This window comes from Corynebacterium sp. HMSC073H12 (genome assembly GCF_001837775.1).
GTDB lineage: Bacteria > Actinomycetota > Actinomycetes > Mycobacteriales > Mycobacteriaceae > Corynebacterium > Corynebacterium amycolatum.
In genome coordinates this window covers 151,816-174,203 of record NZ_KV834023.1, presented here as the reverse complement: position 1 = coordinate 174,203, position 22,388 = coordinate 151,816, and the positions used below count along the sequence as shown (strand labels likewise).

Genomic DNA, 22,388 nt, shown 5'->3' with positions numbered 1-22,388 from the left:
TTTCGAAAATGCTCATTTCCCAGCGCCCAACGCTGACTGAGGACTACATTGATTCCTCTCGCTCCCGGTTCGTTATCGAGCCGCTGGAGCCGGGTTTCGGTTACACCCTCGGTAACTCTCTTCGTCGTACGTTGCTGTCGTCCATTCCGGGCGCTGCAGTCACCAGCATCCGCATCGACGGTGTGCTGCACGAGTTCACCACTATCCCGGGCGTGAAGGAAGATGTCTCCGACATCATCCTGAACATCAAGGGCCTGGTGCTCTCGAGCGAGTTCGACGAGCCGGCTACCGTTTACCTGCGTCGCGAAGGTGCAGGCGCGGTGACCGCTGCAGACATTGAGTGCCCAGCAGGTGTGGAGATTCATAACCCGGATCACCACATCGCTACTCTCAACGAATCCGGTCGCCTGGAAATTGAGATGATCGTTGAGCGTGGTCGTGGCTACGTGCCGGCGACCCCGAACTCCGGTGGCGAAATCGGCCGCATTCCGATGGACCAGATTTACTCGCCAGTTCTGAAGGTCAGCTACAAGGTGGAGGCTACTCGTGTTGAGCAGCGCACCGACTTTGACAAGCTGATCATCGATGTCGAGACCAAGAACTCGATCACCGCCCGCGACGCAATGGCGTCGGCAGGCAAGACTCTGGTTGAGCTGTTCGGTCTGGCACGTGAGCTGAACGAGGCTGCTGAGGGCATCGAGATTGGCCCGAGCCCGCGCGAGGCTGAGGATGTCGCTGCGTACCAGACTCCGATTGAGGATCTGGACTTCTCTATGCGCTCCTACAACTGCCTCAAGCGTGAGGAGATCCACACTGTCGGTGAGCTCGCTGCTCGTACCGAGTCGGATCTCCTGGATATCCGCAACTTCGGTGACAAGTCCATCAATGAGGTCAAGGAAAAGCTCGCTGAGCTTGGCCTGGCTCTGAAGGATTCCCCGAACAACTTCGACCCGGCTGCTGTCGCTGATTTGGACGCTGCCTCGGGCGATGACGCTGACTGGACTGATGGCGCAAGCGCTGGCTACGACGAGTAGTTCACCGACGCGACTTCATTAAAACGAGGAGATACCTATGCCTACCCCTAAGCAGGGTTCCCGTCTCGGCGGCTCCGCTTCGCACCAGAAGAAGATTCTGGCCAACCTCGCGAAGCAGCTCATCGAGCACGGCAAGATTAAGACCACCGATACCAAGGCCAAGCTGCTGCGTCCGTACGTTGAGAAGCTGATTACCAAGGCAAAGCGCGGCACTCTCGCAGATCGCCGCAACGTTGCCAAGCTGCTCAACGACAACTACGCAGTTAAGAAGCTGTTCGATGAGATCGGTCCGCAGTTCGCTGATCGCGACGGCGGCTACACCCGCATCATCAAGCTGGGTAACCGCAAGGGCGACAACGCCCCGATCTCTCTGATCGCTCTGGTTGAGGAAGAGACCGCAACTGCTGAGGCAACTCGCGCAACTCGCGCCGCTGCTTCCAAGCAGGCTGAAGAGGCAAAGGCCGAAGAGGCTGAGGCTGAGGCTGCAGAGGAGGAGTAATTCCCCTCGCCGACGGCTTTTGGCCGTCACGGCTTTGAACCCCCGTCGAGTAGTTCATATCTGAACGCTCTACCGGGGGTTCTTTGTGCTTTACGACGGCGCACAGCGCCCGACCCCAGTTCTGTCTCCGGTTACACCGAAGGTTACGTACCAACATTGAGAGCTGTACGGAGGCCCTTCGGTGGAAAGTGGTGATTTTCTAATCCGGGGTCGCGGCTACAATCTGTTAACCGTGACATCACTTACGCCAACGACTCCGGATACCCCGTGCGATTCTCCCGATCGTGCCGCTACGGGGAGTACCGCCTCCGACCTGGTTCGGTTGCGTTTTGACATTGCCTATGATGGGACAGATTTCCACGGTTGGGCTGCTCAGCGCGATAAGCCTACGGGAGAACCTGTGCGGACTGTGCAGGCGACGTTGGAATCCACTCTGGAGAAGGTGTTGCGCACTCCAGTGCAACTGACTGTGGCCGGTCGTACAGATGCCGGCGTTCATGCCTCCGGTCAGGTGGCTCACGCAGATGTTCCTGTCTCCTGTTTAGACACACGTTCTATCGCAGGGGACCCGGGTAATTTGGTTCGTCGTGTAGCGCGACTATTGCCCGCGGACGTGACGCTTCGGGGCGCCTCGTTTGCGCCCTCGGGCTTCGATGCCCGCTTTTCTGCGTTACGTCGGCATTATGTCTATCGTGTCACTAGTTGCGTCAGTGGCCCGCTTCCTACCCGTGCTCGCGATACGGCCCACTGGCGACGGTCAGTGGATATCGACCGCATGCAGGTGGCAGCTGATGCTCTACTGGGGCTCAATGACTTCGCCGCTTTTTGTCGACACAAGCCACATGCGACAACCACTAGAGATTTACAGCGGTTCCAGTGGTTCGACGTATCTACGAGGCAAGAGCCAGAGCTGTACGAGGCCCATGTGACTGCTGACGCGTTCTGCTGGTCTATGGTGCGCTCACTGGTTGGGGCCTGCCTTAGCGTCGGTGAAGGGCGGCGTGAGGTTGGATTCACTGAGCAGTTGTTGAGCGAAGAGAAGCGTTCCCCGTTGGTCCCGGTGGCAGAGGCCCGTGGGCTCAGCCTGGTAGGTGTTGACTACCCCGGAGATGCGGATCTGGCGGCCAGGGCGGAGCAGACTCGCGGACGTCGTGATGTCCGGACAGATGTGGACGAGGCTTAAATGTACAAGCTCTCGGTAATATTCCCTGAAGAAAGTGACCGTAGGAGGAGTGTTCGGTAGTGGTGTGGGCAATTGTTAGCTTGGTTGCGCTGCTCGTAATCCCCGGCGCTGCTGTAGTGCGAGCCAGCGGCGTTCGTACACCGTGGGCGCTGGCCCTCGGTCCTGCGGTGACGTTTGGTATCGCAGGCACCGCAGGGTGGGCGCTCGGCGCTATCGATGTGCGCTTTACCTTGGTCAGTGCGTCTATCTGCTGGGCCGTGACACTACTTCTCGCGCTTTGCTGGAGTGGCGGCAGCGCTTTGATTCGGCGGCGTCGCGGTAGTGTTGATCGCTCGGCGTCGGCCGAGGCGCAGCCGCTCGCCGCAAGTCGATGGCGCGAGTTGGGCTATGGGCTAATCGCAAGTATCGGGGTCATCATCGCAGCGGCGGTTCTCACGTGGACCGCTATCGGCCGCATCGCTTCAATGTCCGAGGGGATGGCGACCATCCAGCAAGGCTGGGACACACTCTGGCATGCAAGTGTGCTCCGTTCGATTACGGAAGACGGCATGGCCTCGGCCACTAGGATGGGCGAGATCCAGAATGTGGAAACTCAGTCGGTGTCCTACTATCCCGCCGCATGGCATGCGTTCGGTGCGCTTTGGGTACTGATTGTCCGTCTACCAATCACCGAGGCGGTCAATTACCTCGGCATTATCATTCCGGCCGTGACCATACCCACGGCTGCTGCGGCGCTGACCTGGCGAATTATTGATCGCCAAAAGCTGTCCACCGCCGTTGCCGCGGGGGTTGCGGCGCTTGTTTCCGCAGCGCTTCCGGTATTGATGCCCGTCGGGGTCTTCGTGGGGGCTTGGCCGTACCAGGTCTCGATTGCACTAGCGATTACCGTTTTTGCCTTTGTTACGTCGCTCCCACACACACCTCAGCGCATCTTGAGCGCCGCTTTTGCGATAATCGGTATCGGAGAGCTCCATCCGGCATCGGTGCCTACAGTCGTTATGCTCGGTGCAATCTGGTGGTTGTGCTACCGCCTGCCGCGTCCCGCGCATCCTGAACTGGGTGCAGTTCGCGCCAAGCTTTACGACGTCGCGGTGATTGCAGCCGCCTTTGTGCCAGCAGTGGCAGTTCTACTGCCGCAGTGGCTTACGGGAACTTCTCAGACCGAGGATGTGCGTGCGGTTAGCGCTGAAGTAGACGACCTCGATCGTTTCGATGCGTGGTATCGAGGCGCCACAATGCTGACTCGCCACACTGAGGAATTCCGGCCGTTCTGGCCAATTATCATCCTCGGTTTCATCGGGATGGCGGTTTTGGTTTTCGCAGGTACTTCGCGCCGACGGGTGTGGGTAGTACCGGCCTGGTTTGTTTCGGCGTTGATGACGACCCACGCGCTCAACCATTTTGGTGGCGTGCCGGGCGATATTCTCGCGCTGTATACGGATCTTCACTATTCGACGCCTCACCGGTTGGTGATGGTCACCGCGTATCTGTATTCCGCGTTTGCGGGTATCGCCGTGGCGTGGGGCTGCGCGTGGGCGGCTCGAATTAGTGAGTCAAAGGTGCCATCGACGGGGCGGGTTCTGGGGTTGAGCTTAGCGACGGTGAGCTCTGCTGTACTTGTGGTCTATGGAGTGGCGTCTAATGCTAGCGCTGCGGATTTCGCCTACAAGAGCCCTCGAGAATGGCAAATCATTTCCAATGCTGACTTGAAGGCATTTGATTGGTTGGCCGAGCAGCCGGAGGCACATAAGTACCGCACGTTTACGAATCCGCCGGAGGGGTCCAGCTGGATGTACGCTCGCAATGATCTGCCGGTAGTGTTCCCGCACTATGACTGGCCAGTGGCGAATAAGTGGACTGCCACCTCAATGCTGTATTGGCACGCTGATTACCTCGGTTTTCCAGACCCCGATCGGCCGGATGGGGTGAACGATGTCGATCGCTCAGCCCGAAAGCTGAACGTGGGATTCATCTATTTGTCACCCCCTGGTATTTGGGATTCCAAGGAGGATTTAGAGTTTCCTGGTGAAGGGCTCTGGGTAGCTCCAGGGGTAACCCCTGTTTATCGAGATAGGGAAGTAACCATCTTCGCTTTCAATGATGTGATTACGCCAGAACGCATCGACGAGATGCGAGCTAGTTCTCCGGAAGTAATTCCTCCCTCGGCTACTAGGGGATGGAGCGATGGTCGGGTAGGTTAGGACACCATGCGGATGAATAAATTTATGGCAACAATCGCAGCCGGTGTGATGATGACTTTCGCGCTGGCCGGATGTGGAGACGACGAGCCGGCTAAGCCGGAAGTCTCGAATCGCTCCGTCAGTTCTTCCGCAAAGACTAAATCCTCGACTCCGCCGAAACCGACTGAGGAGTCGACGAAATCGACAGAATCAGAGACGCCGACGGAAACTCCTGCAATCACCCAGGTCAATGATGCGGATTACACTCCGGCGGACGGCCCAAATACTCGACTCTTTCAGTTGGAGGATGGCACGACACGTTGCTTCCTCAACGATTTGAGCGGTGACGCCTACTTGGCCTGTCAGGTGAATCTTGCCAATCCTCCGATGGTCGATGACGGCACGGGGAACAAGGTTCCCGCCAATGCTGTGTCCTGGAACCCGGGGGGAGTTACTTACGAGGTCCTTACTTTCCCGCCGGCGGGTGAGATGAAGACGCTACCAGCGAATTCTCAGTTGAACGCATTCGGATACAGCTGCGCGGCCTATGGCCCGTCGACTCTGGAGTGCTCGGGACCAGCGGGAGCTGCCACTATCGACAATGGCAATGTCACCGGTGCACAGATGCCGAAGGAGGATGTGCCTCCTGCAGCAGGCGGTCAGCCGGGTGGCCAAGAAAATGGCGCTCCGAATGACCCAGCGCAGCAGGATGAGCCTGACGGCTCCCCGGCGCCGGAGGGTCTGCCAGATTTGGGCGCGTTGATTCCGGGACTGAACCGCTAGTTGCCCGCATAGCCAGTGGCTGCAATTCATCGGTAGTGCGTGAGGTAGATAGCGTCCAGGTGAATTCGCCCATCACCAGTCGAGGACACGAAGCTGGCTTTTCCGATGCTGCTGCCGTGGGCGAACCTGCACGACTGACCGCGATGATCCTCGCGATTCCCGTACGCAGGTCGGGCTCATACTCTTCGACGACAACCACATCGACGGTGTCGTCTCCAGCTCGCGCGAGAAGTACTGCGCCCAGATCAAGAGCCACAGTAAAGAAATGTGGACGGGACGTGCGAATTCCTACTCGATAGCCGAGCGAGAGCATTCCGATGAGCAACTCGCAAATGTCCTGATTTCCGCAGTCGACCTCCAATCGGGGGAGGTTCGCCGGACACATTGTGATGGTTTGTCCACTGCTCCCGGCCCCTATGACCTGCGCCGGACCATTAGTGATAGCGATGTCACGTTGTCGGCTTAACCACAGGTGCGGTTTGCGCCCCAACGCCGCCACATGATGAGAGCGTCCAGTGCGGCGCAGCTGTACTACCTCCGCAGAGCTCTCAGTCAGAGCACACTCCTGTGCCGTTAATCGCCGTGCGCGAATGCCAAGGGTCCCCAGCCTGTGGATGAGGAAGCGTAGGGCTTTGTCAGTGGAGGCTTCCACCGGAAGAGTTGCCACCAGATGTGTCCAGGGCTCAGGGTTTGTGCCGGAGCGTTCGGCCGCTCGGAAGTAGCGGTGCGCATGCTCTCCGCGGATTTCCGGCGCAATGTGATAAAAACACAGCGCATCCAGGGTCACCGGGCTGTCGTCGGCAAGCGAGACGATATCCGCAGCGCTTAGCTGGCTACGCAGGCCTGGTGTGAGACGTAGTCCGATGAATTGTCCTGGTTCGGTGCGTCGCAGACGGTCGCGAAGGCTGCGTCCGCGCACAGGGACATGCGCGCCTGCAGTGATGATTATTGCTGTAATGAGCAGCCACAATGACAATGGCATGTGAAAATCCCCCCAATATGTTCCCCACTAAAATTCCCCTGGTCGCACAGTAGCGCGGCCTGGCTTACTCTGCAGGGTAGAGATTATTTGGGGGAATAGTTTTGGGGGGAAACTCATGCCACGTACACCGACCACGCCTAGCCAGGTCAGCGGTCATCGATTCTTGATTCGTCGGATTGAGCATGCGCTTGTGCGTGCGGATTCGCGAATGCTGCACGACCCTCTGCGCACGCGAACCCGAGCACTGTTTATTGGCTGTGCGCTGGTGGTTTTACTGGCCGCCGGTACTGCGGTGCTGTCGTTGGTGCGACCGCAGGGCGGTTCTAGCTCCAATGAGCAGCTGATTGTCGTGTCGGGGTCGGAGGGCCTACATGTACGTGTCAATGGTCGATTGCATCCAGTCGCGAATCTCGCATCGGCGCGGTTAATTTTGGGCAATCCTGCTGAGCCGAAACGGGTGCGCAGTAGCGAGTTGGACAAAGAGGACATCAGTTTTGCTGTTGGGATTGAGGGCGCACCAGCAGTTCCGGCCGCGCCGGCAGGCTCTGGGGCCTCGGGAGCTGCCAAGAAGGGCAGCGCAGGCGCGCCGGAGCTGGCACTGTCTTTATGCGAGCGGACGGTGCAAGACCTCGGGCAACCGTGGATTGTTGCAGAGTCACTTGCGCGTCTTGAGGAAGTACGTGGTGAACCGCAGCAGCTTACCCGGACTCACTCGGACAGTGCCGTTGTTGCCGATGGCCAAAACCTCTGGTTGATTACGCAGGGCTACCGCTCGCGGTTGGATATCAACCACCCGGAGCACGCCGCTGTTTCTCGAGCGCTGGGGTTGGAGCGCTCCGCAGTCCGGCCTGTCAGCCCTGCATTGCTCAGAACGATTCCGGAAGTTCCGATTCTGGCCGCGCCAGCAATTCCAAACCGCGGCGCACCCACACACTTCGCCGCCCCATTCGACACAGTCGGCAATGTGGTCGAGGTCGGGCAGCGGCGCGTTATCGTGCTTGACGATGGTGCCGCGATTCTCTCCCCGGTGCTAGGAGAGCTATTAGCTGCGCATAGTCCAGTTCTGCAGGCCAGTGAAGGGCAGCTGGCGGCAGTTCCCGTAGCGAATGCGCCAGTAGTCCCAGGACTACCTGAAAAGCCGTTGACGTTTGCCGATGCTGATGGCTGGTTGTGTACCGGCCGGATAGCAGGACGGCCGCAAGCTCTCGTGCAGTGGTCGCAGCATGCTCCGGAGGGGCGGCACGTGGATTACCCGCATGCCGACGGTTCGGGTGTGGCCGTCGACGGTTTCGTGGATGGTCGCAGCCGTGAGCGCAGCTCAATCGCAGTAAGCGTAAATGGGGCTGTACACGTCATTTCGCCAGAGGGGATGCGCTTTGCTGTGCACGATCGCACGACGTTGGCTGCCCTCGGGTTTAATGCATCAACCAATGCCGATAGCGGTGGCACGCGACCAGTGGACTGGGAAGTGCTGGCCGCGTTGCGCGGAGGCCCTGAGCTGAGTAAGCAGGCGGCGCTAGGGCCGCTGTCTGGGACGCGAGAGCAGCCAGGCACCTAGGCCGAGCGCGCATATCAGGAGCAAACCAGTCGCCCGGAGCGGTGCGTTGCGCTCCTGCGAAGAAAGCAGATCCGGCGGAGCCGGTGCGGTAGCGGGATTGGCGTCGTGCTGCGCAGCGGTGTCCACAGTGGTCCAAATCAGAGCGTCATACGGTGCAATGATGCCGCGACCAAGGCCGAGGTCGGAACTAATTGGGCTCGCGGAATTAAGGATGATGTCGCGAACCTGTGCTGGGGAAAGCTCTGGGTTTCGTGCCAGCAGCAGGGCAGCCGTTCCCGACACGGCTGGCGTGGCAAAACTGGTGCCGGCGATTTGCTGAGCTCGGGTGTTATCCCCGGACCCGAACACGTGGCGGTCTATGAGGCCGGTAGGGGTGCGCGGATCGGGACCGAGTACGGGGCCGCCGGGAGCGGAGACATTGACCCATTGTCCCGTGACTGCATACTCCGCGGGTTGTGCTTGGCCAGCATCGTCGAACTGTACTGCTGATACTGCGATTACCTCCGGCAGGACTGCGGGCCACGCTACGGATCCGGCCTGACAACTATCGCCCTTATTTCCTGCCGCTGCGACCACTACGGCGCCTGAGGCTTCCGCACGTGCGACGCTCTCGGCAACATCCGTTGCACCTTGGGGCATTACACCTGCCGGGGCACACGATGTGAGCGAGATATTGATAACCCTCGCGCCCTCCGCGACGGCCCTGTCGATAGCTTGTGCCAGCGACTCCAAATTGCCTTCGCCATCGGCCGTTTGTCTTATCGACAACACGTGCGCGTCGGGCGCCAGTCCCGCGAAACCATCGGCACCGGGCCGGCCTGCAATAATGCCGGCTACTAGAGTTCCGTGACCGTCGCAGTCTACGAACCCGCTGTTGCCGTCGACAAAATCGCCACCGTCGAGAACCTCGCCCAGGCGCTCATTGGGTGAGACCCCGGTATCGATCACCGCCACCGTAATCCCCGCACCCGTCGTCAGTTGCCATGCTTGGCGAAACCGAAGAGTTTTTTCGATCACTGTCGGTTCACGCAGTGCGCTTTCCGACGACAGCATCGTGGCCACGCAGTCCTGGCTGTTCTGGGCAGCCGCTATTGGTGCGATGCCCGACGGTGCTACTGCGGTGGCCGCCGTCAACGTGGAGATAAGCACTGTGGAAAGTGCGGTCGTGGCGGTGAGACGGGGTTTTATGGCATTCATGAAAAGTGGGTTTTTCACTGGAAGAACCCACTTACGAACTCAGGGAGTTCGGCAATGATGGCCGCAATGGGCAGAATGACGGCGATGCTGCAGGCCTCGGTTAGCTCAGCTATGCGGCGCGTTGTAGGTGAGATGCGTGACGCTGGAAATGCGGCTAAGGCGGTGGCTGCAAGCATTGGGACGACAAGGCCAGCGGAAACTGGCCAATTGCCTTCGAACCACTGTTGAAAGGCGACAGCCACAATGACGGCAAGACCAGCTAAAGCAGTGCAGGTGGAAGCTACTTTCCGGGCTTGGCCGCGGGAGTGAATTGCACAAAAGACTATGACAGCAGCAGCCATGCCCAGAGGCCACCACCTGTTCGCATAGGCTCCGGAGAAAAGTACCACCAGGGTGAAAATGCTGAGACTTCCGGTGCCACTGCAGAGGATGCCGTCGAGAATCCAACCCGCTCGCTTAGGTGCGGTGTGGGATATTTCGGGAGTTTCGCTGTCATCGAAGCTCTCTCCGGCGGCAGGGACTTTGGGTACGCGAATACCGGCAGCTTTGATAGCCAGGGAAGGTGCCAGCAGTATCAGGATGACTGCACTAGCAGCGGTGAGTGCTCCTGATTGAACCGAGTTCTGGAAAAGTGCGACAGCCGCAGCGTAAATACCGAAGGTAACTGCAGCGCTGAGACCCGCGGCGCCCAGGGTAACAGTGATGCGGTTGTCGCCGTCGTCGGTATTGGAAATGAGAAAAACCAAACCGGTGACGGCAAGCGCGACGCTAATCGCAACAGTCGGCGGCCAGTCGGTGAGTATGCGGTGTAGGTCGAGGCCAACGAAGCAGAGCCCCGAAGCGGTGCCCAGAATGAGCACTTGCAGCTCCAGGGACATGACAATCGCCGGTTTTGCGCTACGCAACAGAGCCAGGCGCAGTCCACCGGCTACTGCCAGCAGCGCGATGAAGCTGATTGCCGCGGCCAGTGTGGAATCGGTACTGCTCAAGCTCAGTGAGGCAGCTGCAATTGAAGCTGTGGCCACGAGGGCGGCGGTACAGCCAACAACCAAATCAGCCGTACCGATACCGTCGGTATAGGTGGTGTCGGTAATAGCATCGGCGGCATCGAAGAGCCGAGGTTTGGGCACGGGCCCTGGGTCGTTGATAACAACCAGGCGTTCGCCTGGCGCAATACCGGCATCGTTCAGGGTGTCGTCGGCAAGCAGTACCGTGCCAGCGGCGGTCCGTAGCTGCCACTGTGCCAGCGGGAAGTCCGCAATGTCGATATCGAAAATTTGCAGGATATCCGGTACGAGTGCGGCGATTGCGACGTTGGTCGGTAACGCAAGGTCTGCGTGTGCTCGGTTGGCGTCCTCGGGCATGTGTGCGGCATCAATGCGCACGCGAATGAGTTCCCCCAGCATGTATTTCCCCCCATGAATTCTGCATGCTTTAGTCCCTCTAGAGTGGCGTACAACTCGTTAGAGCGCTACTCGGGGTAGTAACTGCGCGTGCCCCCGCTATCAGTCTCGGTCATGCGCTGCGAGAATCCGGAGTGTGTTTTAAGCTATGCGTACACCGATTGGTCGGGGGATTGGCCGTCGAGTGAACACAAGGGGCGACACATAGCGGGGGGATTTTTGTGACTAGTGCACGGGCGGGGATTTCGGCTACCCGAAAAGCGGGGCCGCAGCCTATGACGGGCACAATCGCGCCGGATGCGCCACCGGAAGCGCCGGAGCCACAGCCGGTGCCGCTGATGCGTGCACTCATGCCGTTGATCATGGTCGTGGCGGTGGTTGGCATGGTGGTGTTGATGTTTGTCTCTGGGATGGGACGTAACCCGATGTCGTTTATGTTTCCGCTGATGATGGTGTTTTCCACTGTGGGCATGATGGTGTCGGGCGGGGCGGGAAATAAGGACATGGCACCGGCGCGGAAGGACTATCAGAGGCATTTGTCCAGTATTCGCCGGGCGGTGGCGAAAGCAGCGAGGATGCAGCGTGAATCGGCGCAGTTTATCCACCCTCGGCCTGGAACTCTGTGGCAGCTGGGGGCGATGGGGCGGGCGTGCGAACGCCGAAAGGGGGACCCGGATTTCTTGCAGCTGCGCATCGGGGTGGCAACGCAGCAGCCCGCAACGCCTGTGACACCGCCGGCGATTCCGGCGCCCGAGAAACTGGATCCGGTTTCCGCCGTAGCACTGCGGGAAGTTATTCGATCGGCTCGTCAGGTTGAGGGAGTGCCCTTTGCCATAGATGTGTCGGCCTTTGAGATTATCGCCCTCACTGGAGATACCGCGGCGCAGGGGCTGGCTCGAGCGATGGTCGCCCAAGCCGCTGCGCTGCATCATCCGGAGGATTGCCTGATTGCAGTTGTGGGAGATGGGTGGGAATGGCTGAAATGGACACCACACCACGGACACCCCGCAGTTACTGATGCCTGTGGCTCAGCGCGGTTGCGGGCAGCGACGTGTGCGCAGCTGACGGAGCTACTCACGGCTATCGACACACTGCCAGCTGCAGTGCTGATTGTGCTGGCGGATTCGAGCGGACAGCTCGATGTCACTGAACTGACACCGATTTTTGACGCGGCGGGGTCGGAGACCTCGGTAGTGCTGCTGACCGTCGTGGAAGCGCAGTCAACGTTGTGGGAGGCCGCGGTTAACCATGGCATCGCGCTGGTCGTTTCCACTACTGCTGTGCATGCGGAAACCGCGTCCGGAAGGGAGGAGATTGGTGTACCTGATCAGCTGAGTCCAGCAGAAGCGGAGGTTCTTGGGCGGAGCTTGGCGCGATTTGAAGTGCCAACAAGCGCAGATGATTCTGTTAAGACCTCGGAAGATCCGGTGATGGAGGAGCTCGGGTTGTATCCGCCTCCGACAACTCTGCGCTACCGACCGCGCTCTGGCAGTGCTCGTCTGCGTATTCCCGTTGGGGCTGATGACGGCGGCGCGCCGGTCTATCTGGATTTTAAGGAGAGCGCCGAGGGCGGCATGGGCCCACACGGTCTGTGCGTTGGTGCCACAGGATCGGGTAAGTCGGAATTCCTCCGAACGACCGTGGTAGGGCTCGCAGCCACGCACAGTCCGGATCAGTTGAACTTTGTGCTGGTGGACTTCAAAGGCGGTGCGACGTTTCTGGGACTGGATCAATTGCCTCATGTCTCGGCGGTGATTACCAACTTGGAGCAGGAGCTTATCCTGGTCAACCGCATGGAAGACGCACTGCGCGGTGAGATGACGCGGCGCCAAGAGCAGCTACGCGCTGCGGGGAATTTCGCCGGTGTCAGCGACTATGAACAGGCCCGGCGCGCTGGGCAGATAGATGCGCCACCTATGCCCGCGTTGTTGATTGTGGTGGATGAGTTTTCGGAGCTGCTCTCCGCACGCCCGGAGTTTGCTGAGCTCTTCGTTGCGATTGGTCGGTTGGGGCGCAGTTTGCACATGCATTTGCTGCTGGCCAGTCAGCGTCTGGAGGAAGGCCGCTTGCGCGGACTGGAAAGCCATCTTTCCTATCGCATTGGGTTGAAGACCTTTTCCGTCGCGGAGTCCCGCAGCGTGCTGGGGGTTCCGGATGCCTATCATCTGCCGGCCATCCCGGGCATTGGGTATATCAAATCTGCTGCCGCCGAGCCGGTGCGTTTTCGGTCGGCGTATGTTTCCGGTCCGGTGGTCCGTCCGCAGCCTGTTGACGGTGCGACGGCTGGGGCAGAGCAGGGGCTGCAGGGCCAGGTCGCAGCTGTCGCTGAGTTTACCGCTGAAAATTGGACGCGGGAGGCTTTCGGCGCGTCGTCAAGCGATGGTGGAATGGTGGATCCGCCTGCACAAACGTCGGAGCAGACGGTGCTCGGTGCCGTGGTGGCAGCGGTGTCGCACGTACCGACACGTGCGCATCGCGTGTGGCTGCCACCATTACCGGAGGCCATCGAGCTTCAGCCCGACGAGCAGCTGCCGCGACAGCGGTTGACCGGTGTGATTGGGCTGGTGGACAAGCCGCTGTTTCAGCGTCAAGACCCACTGCGTATTGACCTGCGCACGACCGGCGGGCACGTGGCAATCGTCGGAGCACCGCGGTCAGGAAAGACCACTGCTGCACGCACAGCGGTCCTCGCGCTTGCCGACGGCATCAGCGCCCGTGACCTGCATTTTTATATCGTTGATTGTGGTGCGGGCGGCTTGAGCGACCTGGCTGAGTTGCCGCATGTCGCGTCGGTTGCACACCGCGGAGACGAGGAGCTTATTCGCCGTACGCTTGGTTTTTTGCGTCGTGAGGTAAGTCGTCGGGAACAGCTCTTTCGCACTAATGGATGGCTCTCGTCGGAAGCAGCACGGGCGGCAGGGCAGCCAGATTCGGTGTTGGTCATTGACGGCTGGGGTGCGTTCAAAACGGAGTTTCCGGCGCTGAGTGACGATGTGCAGACGCTGGTTGCAGATGGATTGGCGGTGGGAATTCATGTCCTGCTCACAGCCCATCGGTGGACGGACATGAGACCTGCCGTTCGCGACCTGATTGGTACTCGGATTGAGCTGCGTCAGGCGGAGTCGATGGATTCAATGATTGATCGTAAGGCAGCGGAGCTGGTGCCGGAGAGCCCAGGACGTGGGGTCGCGCCGGGCGGGTTTGCGATGTTGGTAGCTCTCACCGGCGCTGCGGACACCAAGCGGATTGTAGAGATGGTCCCGCACGGTGAGCAGGCGCCCAAGCTCCAGTTGTTGCCGCGGCGGATTGATATTGCGCGTTTGCCGCGACCAGCGGCCGCGACGAGAGGTGCGATTGCAGTGGGTCTCGAAGAAGCCGGTCTGGGCGCGGTGATATTCCACCCCGAAAAGGATCGCCACCTACTGATATTCGGTTCGGCGGGCAGTGGCAGAACCGCCGCGCTGAGGGGCATCGTTCACCAGCTGCGGTACTCGCAGTCGGACTCGAAATTCGTCGTGATTGACTACCGCCGTGGGCTAATGGAGGCCGTGCCCCAAGAGCGGCTGGCCGGCTATGCGGGCTCGGCTGCGGTGGCGACGCCCATGCTGGCAGAGCTGGCAGAGGTACTGAAGGCTCGTCTCCCGCAACCGGATATCACCCCAGCGCAGTTGAAGGCCCGAAATTGGTGGAGTGGTCCAACCATCAATGTCATCGTGGATGACTATGACCTCGTGGCTGGCTCACGGGGTAACCCCTTGCAGCCGCTGGCAGAAGTCATCGCTCACGCCGCCGACATTGGGCTCAATATCTTTTTCGCCCGTCGAATCAGCGGGGCGTTGCGTTCCCTCCACGACCCGGTCATGGGTGCGGTTAAGGATCAGGGCGCCAGCGTCTTTGTCATGGACGGCACACGCGACGACGGCCCCATCCTCGGCGTAAAGCCCTGCGAACAGCCGCCGGGTCGTGGCTATTGGGTGGCGCACGGCCAGAGTCCGCAGGTTGTGCAGTTGGGTTGGTTGGATACTGCTGGTGACCAGGAGGACAGTTGATGATTCGGGTCGAATCTCCTTACACCACGCAGACCCCGACGCTGCGCCACGGTACCTGGCACCTGTGGGGACTCGCGGCACCTGCAGACACAGCAGAACTGGCTGTGCATGGCCCGAGACCGCTTCTCGAGAGCATGCAAACAGTCATTGTGCCCAGCTATTGGGGTGCTGTGCGACAGTGCCGGCTGGCCTCCGCACTATTGGCTGCCGAACTCAATCCGTACATCCTGACGCTTGCCGACGCCGTTGTGGAACTCGATGAGGCAACTGTGTCTCATAGCGTGTTGGTGGAAGTAGAGGAAACGCGTGTCTGTGTCACTCGCCTGAGCGGTGGGCACATTGACAGTCGGATGACACATTTGGTCGGAGCGAACGACGGCGCACCGCTGGTGGAAACAGTTATTGCGCTGGCTTATCAGCTGACCATGTATCCGGATGTGCCCCAGGGGATACCTGATGATGTGGAAGTTAGCGGTGGGCGCGGTATTACCGAGTATCCGCCCCGCTGGCAGGAGGATATTGAGTTCATCGTCGGCGAAGTTCCACCTGGGCTAGCGAAACCGCGGCGAGCTCTACTAGTCGATCGTCTGCGCGACCGTGGATTTTTAGTCTTCGACTGCCCAGCCTCGCGGCTCGGGGAGTGCGTAAATCCGGCCTGGTTGAAAAGCATCGGCGACGCTGAAACCGGCGAAGTGGAGCAATTGGAGGATTTCGCGGGGAGGCGTCCTGCGGCCAGGGAAAAAGCCAGCGCAGTGTCGAATCAAAGCGCAGTTGTGTCAGTAGCTGCCGTTGGTTTGTTGACGGTGGTGGTGCTGATTGTTGGGATTGCTGCATGGATCATTAGTGGCGGCATAGTCAGGGAGAACGAGGGGAGGCAGAAGCAGCGTGAGACATCGCACGCACAGGCTCCTCCTGTAACTACGCCATCGGTAACTACGCCACCTGTAACTACGCCTCCACCCACATCGAAACCGGTTCCCGATTCTGCTCCAGTAGTCACGCTGGCCAATGCGGGCGTGGAAGCTCGGTTTCCCGGCGGGTGGGAGCTTGACTCGGCAAGCCCGTTCGACCGTCTGATTGCGGTGGATGGCGGAGATATGCGCGTATTGGTGCTCGCTAATCCGCTTTCGCAGGACATGGCGCTTGAACATCTAGCCGCAGCTTTGAGCAGCTCCGTTGCCGGGGATGAGACAAAGTCCGCGCCGGAACGCAGGCAAGTACTGGGCGCCGATGTCGTAGTCGTAGAAGAGCGGCTGCCGTCAGGTAATTCGATAGTGCTCTGGCATCACAAAGTGATGGACGGAACTCAAGTCAGTGTGGGGTGCCAGTTCAGAGGAAGGACTATTGCGCCGGTACGGCCCGTATGCGACCAGGCAGTAGTAAGCGCTCGGCCGGTGCCGTAATACGCAAGGGGCGTAGAGAAGGTGACTGGGGCGGGGCGGGGGTAGGTAGGGGTAAAGGTCGGAAAACCAAAATGGAACCGAATCGGGGTTTTTCGCGCCAAACAATATGACGGGTTTTTAACGCGGGAAGCTGGCTGGCTCGCGCGGGGAGGTAAAAATGCCGTCGTTAATCAGTCACTCAACACGAAAAAGGGGGAAACAGTGGCAAACCTATTTGCAGCCGAATCAGATCAAATGACCACTACCGCAGGGGACGTCGATGGCGTCAACTCGGAAGTACAGGGCGAGCTGGGGCGCATTCGCGGCGTCGTGGACGGTCTGGCGGGGGAATGGAAGGGCCAGGCTAAAGACAGCTTCGATGATCTGATGCTTCGTTGGGATGACGCAGCTATGCGTCTATCCAATGCGCTGACGGATATCGCGGATAACATCCGCGCAAATTCCAGCAGCTTCGATGCGGGCGAGGACGAGGGGGCGTCGTCGTTCAAGCAGGTGGCAGCAGCGGGTGCGTCGTTGCTGAACCTCTAACCGTTTTGGCGGATCGCACAATTACAACACTGAATCACACAACACACATCACCTTTTGGGGAAAGGGTTCTTAATGCAACCAATTAGGTACAGCTTCGGCGGCATCGACGGTGCTGCGGATGACATTCGTTCCACTTCTGGCACTATCAACGGGCTGCTCGGAGATTTGAAGAAGCGCATCGCGCCGATGGTCTCTACGTGGGAGGGTGAGTCTTCGGATTCTTACCAGGAGGCTCAGCGTGAATGGGACACAGCAGCGGAGGAGCTTAATATGATTCTCACGACTATCGCGGATACTGTCAGCGCAGGTAGTCAGCGAATGGCGGATATTAACCGCCGTGCGGCAGCTAGCTGGGGATAGCTTGGATCCTGGTTGAGGTACTTTTGATTGAGCTATGTAACCGGGGGGAGGGGAGGACATTTGCTCAATTGAGTTCCTCAATTAGGTATCTGCCTTTGAAGTATTCTTGCTAGCAGCACTCCGGGGGGGGAAGCCAGTCTCAGTGGTTTGCAGCTGAGACTGGCTTTGGCATTTTTGTTCTAGCGCCATCTCAAGGTAAAGTAGCCAAATTGTGTGCGCACACGTGAATGTTGCCTCGGGTCTCCACCGGCCGCCGGGGAATAACAACAGTGTGCACGGTGGCTGGCAAATCTACACGGACCCTAAAAGGAGTCATGTTGTCTACTTTCCATCCGAAGGACGGTGACATCGAGCGCAAGTGGTACGTCATCGACGCTACCGACGTTGTTCTCGGCCGTCTGGCTACTCACGCCGCAGACTTGCTGCGCGGTAAGGGCAAGGCTTACTTCGCCCCTAACGTCGACTGCGGTGACCACGTCATCATCATCAACGCCGATAAGGTGCACGTCTCCTCTAACAAGCGGGAACGTGAGATGCGCTACCGCCACTCGGGCTTCCCGGGCGGCCTGAAGTCGATGACCCTGGGTCGTTCCCTCGAGGTTCACCCGGAGCGCGTTATCGCTGAGGCTATTGAGGGCATGATGCCGCACAACAAGCTTTCGCGTGCGTCCATCAAGAAGCTGCACGTCTTCGCCGGCTCCGAGCACCCGTTCGCCGGTCAGAAGCCTGAAAACTACGAGATCAAGGCGGTGGCACAGTGACCAACCCACAGGACGTCAATGAGAACCAGAACGTAGAGGCCACCGAGGCTTCCTACGATGATGTTCAGGCTGCCGCTGCTGCTGCCACCGAAGAGTTCACCTCTTCCATCGGCGATGCAGTTGCTACTGAGACCGAGGCTGAGGCTGCTCCGGCTGCACCGCTGACCCTGGATCGTCCGATTCAGACGGTCGGTCGTCGTAAGCGCGCTGTCGCCCGCGTCGTTCTGACCGCTGGTTCCGGCAAGATTGTCTGCAACGGTCGCGAGCTCGAGGATTACTTCCCGAACAAGCTGCACCAGCAGGAAATCAAGGACCCGCTGGTCCTGGTCGAGCGCGAGAGCCAGTTCGACATCAAGGCCAACATCAACGGTGGTGGCCCGTCCGGTCAGGCCGGTGCTCTGCGCCTGGCTATCGCTCGTGCCCTGAACGAGTTCAACCCGGAGGAGCGCAGCGTTCTCAAGAAGGCTGGCTTCCTCACCCGTGACGCCCGTGCTGTCGAGCGCAAGAAGGCTGGTCTGCACAAGGCCCGTCGCGCACCGCAGTACTCCAAGCGTTAAGCTTTACTGCTTCGAAAAGCACCTCAGTTTGCGTATTACACGCAAGCCGGGGTGCTTTTTTGGGTTAAAGTCCGCCGTGACCAGGCATGGCTGCATTTTCGGGACAAGCCCCGTACGTTAGACTTTTATCCGTTAAAAACTGCCACGAGAATCGTTTTTCGCGGTGCGATGGAAGTGCGATTGCAGTGCGATTGCAGTGCGATGGGAAGAAGGAAACCGTATGGCGGTGAGCACCACAGCCACCAAGACCTCCGACGCGAAAAGTTCCTCTAGCTCATCGTCGGTGGTGAAGCATCCCTTCCGCATTCGACGCGTACCAGGCATTGATGGGCTGCGCGGTCTGGCCGTTGCCACAGTGGTGATCTACCACTACTTCGATAATGTGCTGCCCGGTGGCTACATCGGCGTGGATATCTTCTTCGTGCTCTCCGGATTTCTTATCACCTCGCTGCTGGTGCGCGAACGCGCGGTCACTGGGCGCATCGATCTAAAGGACTTCTGGCTCCGTCGACTGCGACGCATCGCCCCGGCTGCGATGTTTGTGTTATTTATTTCCATCGCCGTCGCAGGTCTGGTTGGCGGTGATCCCGCTGTTGGCTTGTCGACGCAGTTTCTCGGCACGGTCTTTTTCGTCAATAACTGGACGCAGATTGCGGGCTCTCAGTCCTATTTCGCTGATTCTGGTGTGCAGCTGCTAGCCCACTACTGGTCACTGTCGGTAGAGGAGCAGTTCTACTTGCTCTGGCCACTAGTCTTTGTGGCTCTTCTCGCGCTGAAGCTGGCATCTCGCAAGCTGGCAGCAGTGGCGGGCATTGGCGCGGTTGCTTCTTTCGTGTGGATGGTGTCACTCTACGATCCGAAGGTTGACCCCACGCGGGTCTACTACGGTACCGATACTCACGCCTTTGGTCTCCTGCTTGGCGCGGCTCTCGCATTGTGGTTGACGTCGACGTCGTCACGCGCGGAAGCGGACTCCTGGCCACGCACAGAACCCTTGCTGCGGGATTTCTTTGGCAGTTCTGCCCAGGCTTTCGTAGTGGCCTCGCTGCCGCTGATTTTCCTGTCGTTGGTTTTGCTGATGATGTCAGATACCGCGTCGGCGACTTACCGCGGTGGGTTGGTGTTCGCGTCGTTGCTGTCGGCGGCGATTCTCTATCTCGTCGTTCGCGGTGTTTCACCCGTGCGTCAGATTTTTGAGTTCAAGCCACTGTGCTGGCTGGGAAAGATTTCTTTCTCGCTGTATCTTTGGCACTGGCCGGTCATTGTGCTCATCCGTGAACTGCTGGAGCGCAATGAGGCCATGCAGTATGAGAACCTCGCTGCCTGCGCAGGTATTGCGCTATCGCTGCTTTTGGCGAATTGGTCGTACAAGAATGTGGAATCGCCAATTCGCCGGATGGGTTACCGCCGTTGGATGGCGCAGTTTTCGGGCACGCAGTTTGCCGGTTCCTGGAAGCCGCGCGTTGCAGCAGGGCTGGCGCTGGTCGTCGTGATTGGTGCAGTTGTGGGAATGGCCACGGCACCGAAGATGACGCGTTTGGAGGCGCAGCTACAGGAGGCGGCAGAGCGCCGCGCGCTGGCGCAAAAGGCGGAGGAGGCCGAGTTGGCCAAGCGCGTTATGCCGCGTGGTGACCAGATCACTGCTATCGGCGACTCTGTGATGCTCGCCTCGGCGACCGCGTTGGAGGAGAAGCTGCCCGACATCTACATCGATGCGGCTGTTTCCCGTGGTTATCCGGCCGCGCCGGAGATTATCGCCAGTATGAAGGCGGCGGGCACGCTCGATCCATTCGTCGTGCTGGGTCTTGGTATCAACCAGTCGGCTGCGGCGTCGGACGAACACCTGTTGGATGAGATCCTTGATTCGCTGGGTGAAGACCGCATCATTGTCCTAATCAACCCGTACGGTGATCGCGTGTGGATGCCGCAGTCGGAGAAGGAAGTCCTCGACTCGGCAAAGAAGCGCGACAATGTCTATGTGGCTGACTGGTGCCATGGTGTGCGTGACGATTTGTCCAAGCTGCGCGCGGACCTTATCCACCCGACCCCGGATGGCGCCGAGGTCTATGCCGATGCCGTGGTCGATGCTTTCCAGCAGTATGCGAAGAACAAGAAACGCATTCCGGACACCTGCGGAATCTAATAAAAATCTAGTTAGTAGTGTTTCCACGGTAAAGTAAGTGGCTGTGGCCAAACAAAAGTCTTCCTCCAGTCACCGCGGATTAAAGATTTTCCTCGGCATCGTCCTCGGTATCTTCGCGCTCTTCGGTGTGTTTTACGCTGTCGATTACGTGCTGAATAAGGACCATGTCCCGCGCGGGTCTACCGTTGCGGGGATTGACATCAGCACGCTGAGCGCGAATCACGCTGAGGCGAAGCTCGAAGAGCAGCTCGGTGATCTTTCCACTCATCCAGTGGCGTTGCGTGCCGGCGAACGCACGGCGGAGGTTCTGCCCGAGGAGGCGGGGCTGAGCATCGACTGGGAGAAGACGGTCGCGCAGGCGGGCAAGCAGACGGCGAACCCAGTTACCTGGGTGCGCAGTTTCTTTACTACCCGTGAGCTGGATTTGGTCAGCGATATCGATAGCTCTAAGTTCGAGCCGCAGGTCGACCGTCTCGTCGGCGAACTGACTATTGCTCCCGTCGATGGTGAGGTCAAGCTTGTTGACGGCCGCGTGGAAACAACTCCACCGGTCATCGGCCAAGATGTCGACCGCAATGCGGTCAGCGGGGATTTGGCCGCCAAGTGGTTGTCGCCGGAGGGTATCGATGTGGAGACCACCGAGCACGACCCGGCTATCGGTGAGGATCAGGTTCGTGAGGCAGCTGAGGGAGAGGCCGCCGATGCGGTGTCGGGTCCCATTGTTGCCAAGGGCCGCGATGGCAAAGATGGCGTAATTCCTCCGGAGCGCATCGCTGAGATCATCAGCTTTGTGCCGCGCGACGGCGGATTGGCCGCCGATATCAATGTCGACCGTGCACGCGAGATCCTCGAGGAGGGGCTGGCTGCTTCCGAGGTTGATAAGCGCAATGCGTCGATACGCTTTAGCGGTGGTTCGCGTGAAGTGGTCCCCTCGGTTGATGGCGTAGCCGTGAAGTGGGATGAAACTATGAAGGACTTCGCCGAGCGTGTGACTTCGACGGATAAGCGCGAGTTCGATGCGGTCTACGAGGACCAGCCCGCCACCTACACCACCGAACAAGCGGAAGGCGCCACCTTCGATGATGTCATTGGTGAGTTCACCACCGGTGGCTTCAGCTCGGCATCGGGAACAAACATTGCCCTGGTGTCGCAGATGGTCAACGGCGCATTCGTGGCGCCGGGCGATACATTCAGCCTGAACGGCTACACGGGTCCGCGCGGTACTGCGCAGGGCTTTGTCGAGTCGGGCATCATCCTCAACGGCCATGCGGATAAGGCTGTCGGCGGTGGCATTAGCCAGTTCGCCACTACTTTGTACAATGCTTCGTACTTTGCGGGCATGGAGGATGTCGCGCACACTCCGCACAGTTACTACATTTCGCGTTACCCGGCCGGCCGTGAGGCGACGGTGTACGAGGGCGCAATCGACCTAGCGTTTAAGAACAGCTCCGACACTCCGATTCTTATCGAGGCCGTTACTACTGGCTCCGACGTCACTGTGCGCATCAAGGGTGTGAAGAAGGTCAACATCGAGTCCATCAATGGTGGCCGTTGGGCATACACGCAACCGCAGCGCATGCAGGTCAGTGGCAGCTCTTGCCAGCCGTCGTCGGGTGCGCAGGGCTTTACCACTTCCGACACACGCGTCATTCGGGACCTCTCTGGCGCGGAAATCTCGCGTGAAACTCAGACTACGGTTTATGACCCGCAGCCAATTGTGTCCTGTGGCTAGTCTGGATTCGCCTGCGCGACCGGCTAAAGTAATAC

The 22,388-nt window shown here is 59.3% G+C and carries 16 protein-coding genes; 13 read left to right on the top strand and 3 right to left on the bottom strand.

Annotated features, from left to right (window positions below):
* Positions 1-8: 8 nt before the first annotated feature.
* The 4 genes from HMPREF2708_RS00765 (at position 9) to HMPREF2708_RS00750 (ending at position 4,917) form a co-directional block, all read left to right on the top strand.
* On the top strand, positions 9-1,034 hold the full coding sequence (locus HMPREF2708_RS00765; RefSeq protein WP_005509919.1) for a DNA-directed RNA polymerase subunit alpha: 1,026 nt from the start codon (positions 9-11) through the stop codon (positions 1,032-1,034).
* 37 nt (positions 1,035-1,071) lie between these two features.
* Positions 1,072-1,533: a 50S ribosomal protein L17 gene (gene rplQ / locus HMPREF2708_RS00760; protein ID WP_005509840.1), complete on the top strand. Its 462-nt coding sequence runs from the start codon at positions 1,072-1,074 to the stop codon at positions 1,531-1,533.
* Between the two features lie 313 nt (positions 1,534-1,846).
* Positions 1,847-2,716, top strand: coding sequence for a tRNA pseudouridine synthase A (locus HMPREF2708_RS00755; RefSeq protein ID WP_070831432.1), 870 nt, complete (start codon positions 1,847-1,849; stop codon positions 2,714-2,716).
* A gap of 59 nt (positions 2,717-2,775) precedes the next feature.
* Positions 2,776-4,917: a DUF6541 family protein gene (locus tag HMPREF2708_RS00750; protein ID WP_070831141.1), complete on the top strand. Its 2,142-nt coding sequence runs from the start codon at positions 2,776-2,778 to the stop codon at positions 4,915-4,917.
* 589 nt (positions 4,918-5,506) lie between these two features.
* Here HMPREF2708_RS00750 and HMPREF2708_RS10810 read toward each other — a convergent pair.
* Positions 5,507-6,661, bottom strand: a complete 1,155-nt coding sequence (locus HMPREF2708_RS10810; protein WP_083321816.1) for a hypothetical protein — start codon at positions 6,659-6,661, stop codon at positions 5,507-5,509.
* A gap of 115 nt (positions 6,662-6,776) precedes the next feature.
* On the opposite strand from HMPREF2708_RS10810, the gene eccB reads away from it, so the two are divergent.
* Positions 6,777-8,219 carry a type VII secretion protein EccB gene (eccB, locus tag HMPREF2708_RS00740; protein WP_070831135.1) on the top strand — a complete coding sequence of 481 codons (1,443 nt, stop codon included), beginning with the start codon at positions 6,777-6,779 and terminating at the stop codon, positions 8,217-8,219.
* Here eccB and mycP read toward each other — a convergent pair.
* Together mycP and eccD are read right to left on the bottom strand one after the other, a co-directional pair.
* Positions 8,178-9,416 carry a type VII secretion-associated serine protease mycosin gene (gene mycP, locus HMPREF2708_RS00735; RefSeq protein ID WP_246840281.1) on the bottom strand — a complete coding sequence of 413 codons (1,239 nt, stop codon included), beginning with the start codon at positions 9,414-9,416 and terminating at the stop codon, positions 8,178-8,180. The two genes, eccB and mycP, sit on opposite strands and share 42 nt — an antisense overlap.
* Before the next feature lie 14 nt (positions 9,417-9,430).
* Positions 9,431-10,822 carry a type VII secretion integral membrane protein EccD gene (gene eccD / locus HMPREF2708_RS00730; protein WP_070831129.1) on the bottom strand — a complete coding sequence of 464 codons (1,392 nt, stop codon included), beginning with the start codon at positions 10,820-10,822 and terminating at the stop codon, positions 9,431-9,433.
* 272 nt (positions 10,823-11,094) lie between these two features.
* On the opposite strand from eccD, the gene eccCa reads away from it, so the two are divergent.
* The 8 genes from eccCa (at position 11,095) to HMPREF2708_RS00690 (ending at position 22,353) form a co-directional block, all read left to right on the top strand.
* Positions 11,095-14,868: a type VII secretion protein EccCa gene (gene eccCa / locus HMPREF2708_RS00725; protein WP_070831126.1), complete on the top strand. Its 3,774-nt coding sequence runs from the start codon at positions 11,095-11,097 to the stop codon at positions 14,866-14,868.
* Positions 14,868-16,271, top strand: a complete 1,404-nt coding sequence (locus HMPREF2708_RS00720; RefSeq protein WP_070831123.1) for a type VII secretion-associated protein — start codon at positions 14,868-14,870, stop codon at positions 16,269-16,271. Before eccCa ends, HMPREF2708_RS00720 begins: the two co-directional genes overlap by 1 nt.
* Before the next feature lie 201 nt (positions 16,272-16,472).
* A complete protein-coding gene (locus HMPREF2708_RS00715; protein WP_005510029.1) occupies positions 16,473-16,799 on the top strand; it encodes a WXG100 family type VII secretion target in 327 nt (108 codons plus the stop codon).
* Positions 16,800-16,872: 73 nt separating this feature from the next.
* Positions 16,873-17,160, top strand: a complete 288-nt coding sequence (locus HMPREF2708_RS00710; RefSeq protein WP_005509924.1) for a WXG100 family type VII secretion target — start codon at positions 16,873-16,875, stop codon at positions 17,158-17,160.
* 317 nt (positions 17,161-17,477) lie between these two features.
* Entirely contained in the window at positions 17,478-17,921 is a 444-nt protein-coding gene (rplM, locus tag HMPREF2708_RS00705) for a 50S ribosomal protein L13 (RefSeq protein WP_005509852.1), read from the top strand.
* Positions 17,918-18,478, top strand: a complete 561-nt coding sequence (rpsI, locus tag HMPREF2708_RS00700) for a 30S ribosomal protein S9 (protein ID WP_016422091.1) — start codon at positions 17,918-17,920, stop codon at positions 18,476-18,478. Before rplM ends, rpsI begins: the two co-directional genes overlap by 4 nt.
* Positions 18,479-18,698: 220 nt before the next feature.
* Complete coding sequence (locus HMPREF2708_RS00695; protein WP_070831120.1) at positions 18,699-20,621, top strand: acyltransferase family protein; 1,923 nt, start codon at positions 18,699-18,701, stop codon at positions 20,619-20,621.
* A 43-nt stretch (positions 20,622-20,664) separates the two neighbouring features.
* Complete coding sequence (locus HMPREF2708_RS00690; protein ID WP_070831429.1) at positions 20,665-22,353, top strand: VanW family protein; 1,689 nt, start codon at positions 20,665-20,667, stop codon at positions 22,351-22,353.
* Positions 22,354-22,388 lie beyond the last annotated feature (35 nt).

Coding starts and splice junctions, on each gene's coding strand:
- mycP (WP_246840281.1), bottom strand. CDS start 9,416: ATGAATGCCATAAAACCCCGTCTCACCGCCACGACCGCACTTTCCACA.
- rplQ (WP_005509840.1), top strand. CDS start 1,072: ATGCCTACCCCTAAGCAGGGTTCCCGTCTCGGCGGCTCCGCTTCGCAC.
- eccCa (WP_070831126.1), top strand. CDS start 11,095: ATGACGGGCACAATCGCGCCGGATGCGCCACCGGAAGCGCCGGAGCCA.
- HMPREF2708_RS00695 (WP_070831120.1), top strand. CDS start 18,699: ATGGCGGTGAGCACCACAGCCACCAAGACCTCCGACGCGAAAAGTTCC.
- HMPREF2708_RS00710 (WP_005509924.1), top strand. CDS start 16,873: ATGCAACCAATTAGGTACAGCTTCGGCGGCATCGACGGTGCTGCGGAT.
- HMPREF2708_RS00720 (WP_070831123.1), top strand. CDS start 14,868: ATGATTCGGGTCGAATCTCCTTACACCACGCAGACCCCGACGCTGCGC.
- eccD (WP_070831129.1), bottom strand. CDS start 10,822: ATGCTGGGGGAACTCATTCGCGTGCGCATTGATGCCGCACACATGCCC.
- HMPREF2708_RS00765 (WP_005509919.1), top strand. CDS start 9: ATGCTCATTTCCCAGCGCCCAACGCTGACTGAGGACTACATTGATTCC.
- eccB (WP_070831135.1), top strand. CDS start 6,777: ATGCCACGTACACCGACCACGCCTAGCCAGGTCAGCGGTCATCGATTC.
- HMPREF2708_RS10810 (WP_083321816.1), bottom strand. CDS start 6,661: ATGCCATTGTCATTGTGGCTGCTCATTACAGCAATAATCATCACTGCA.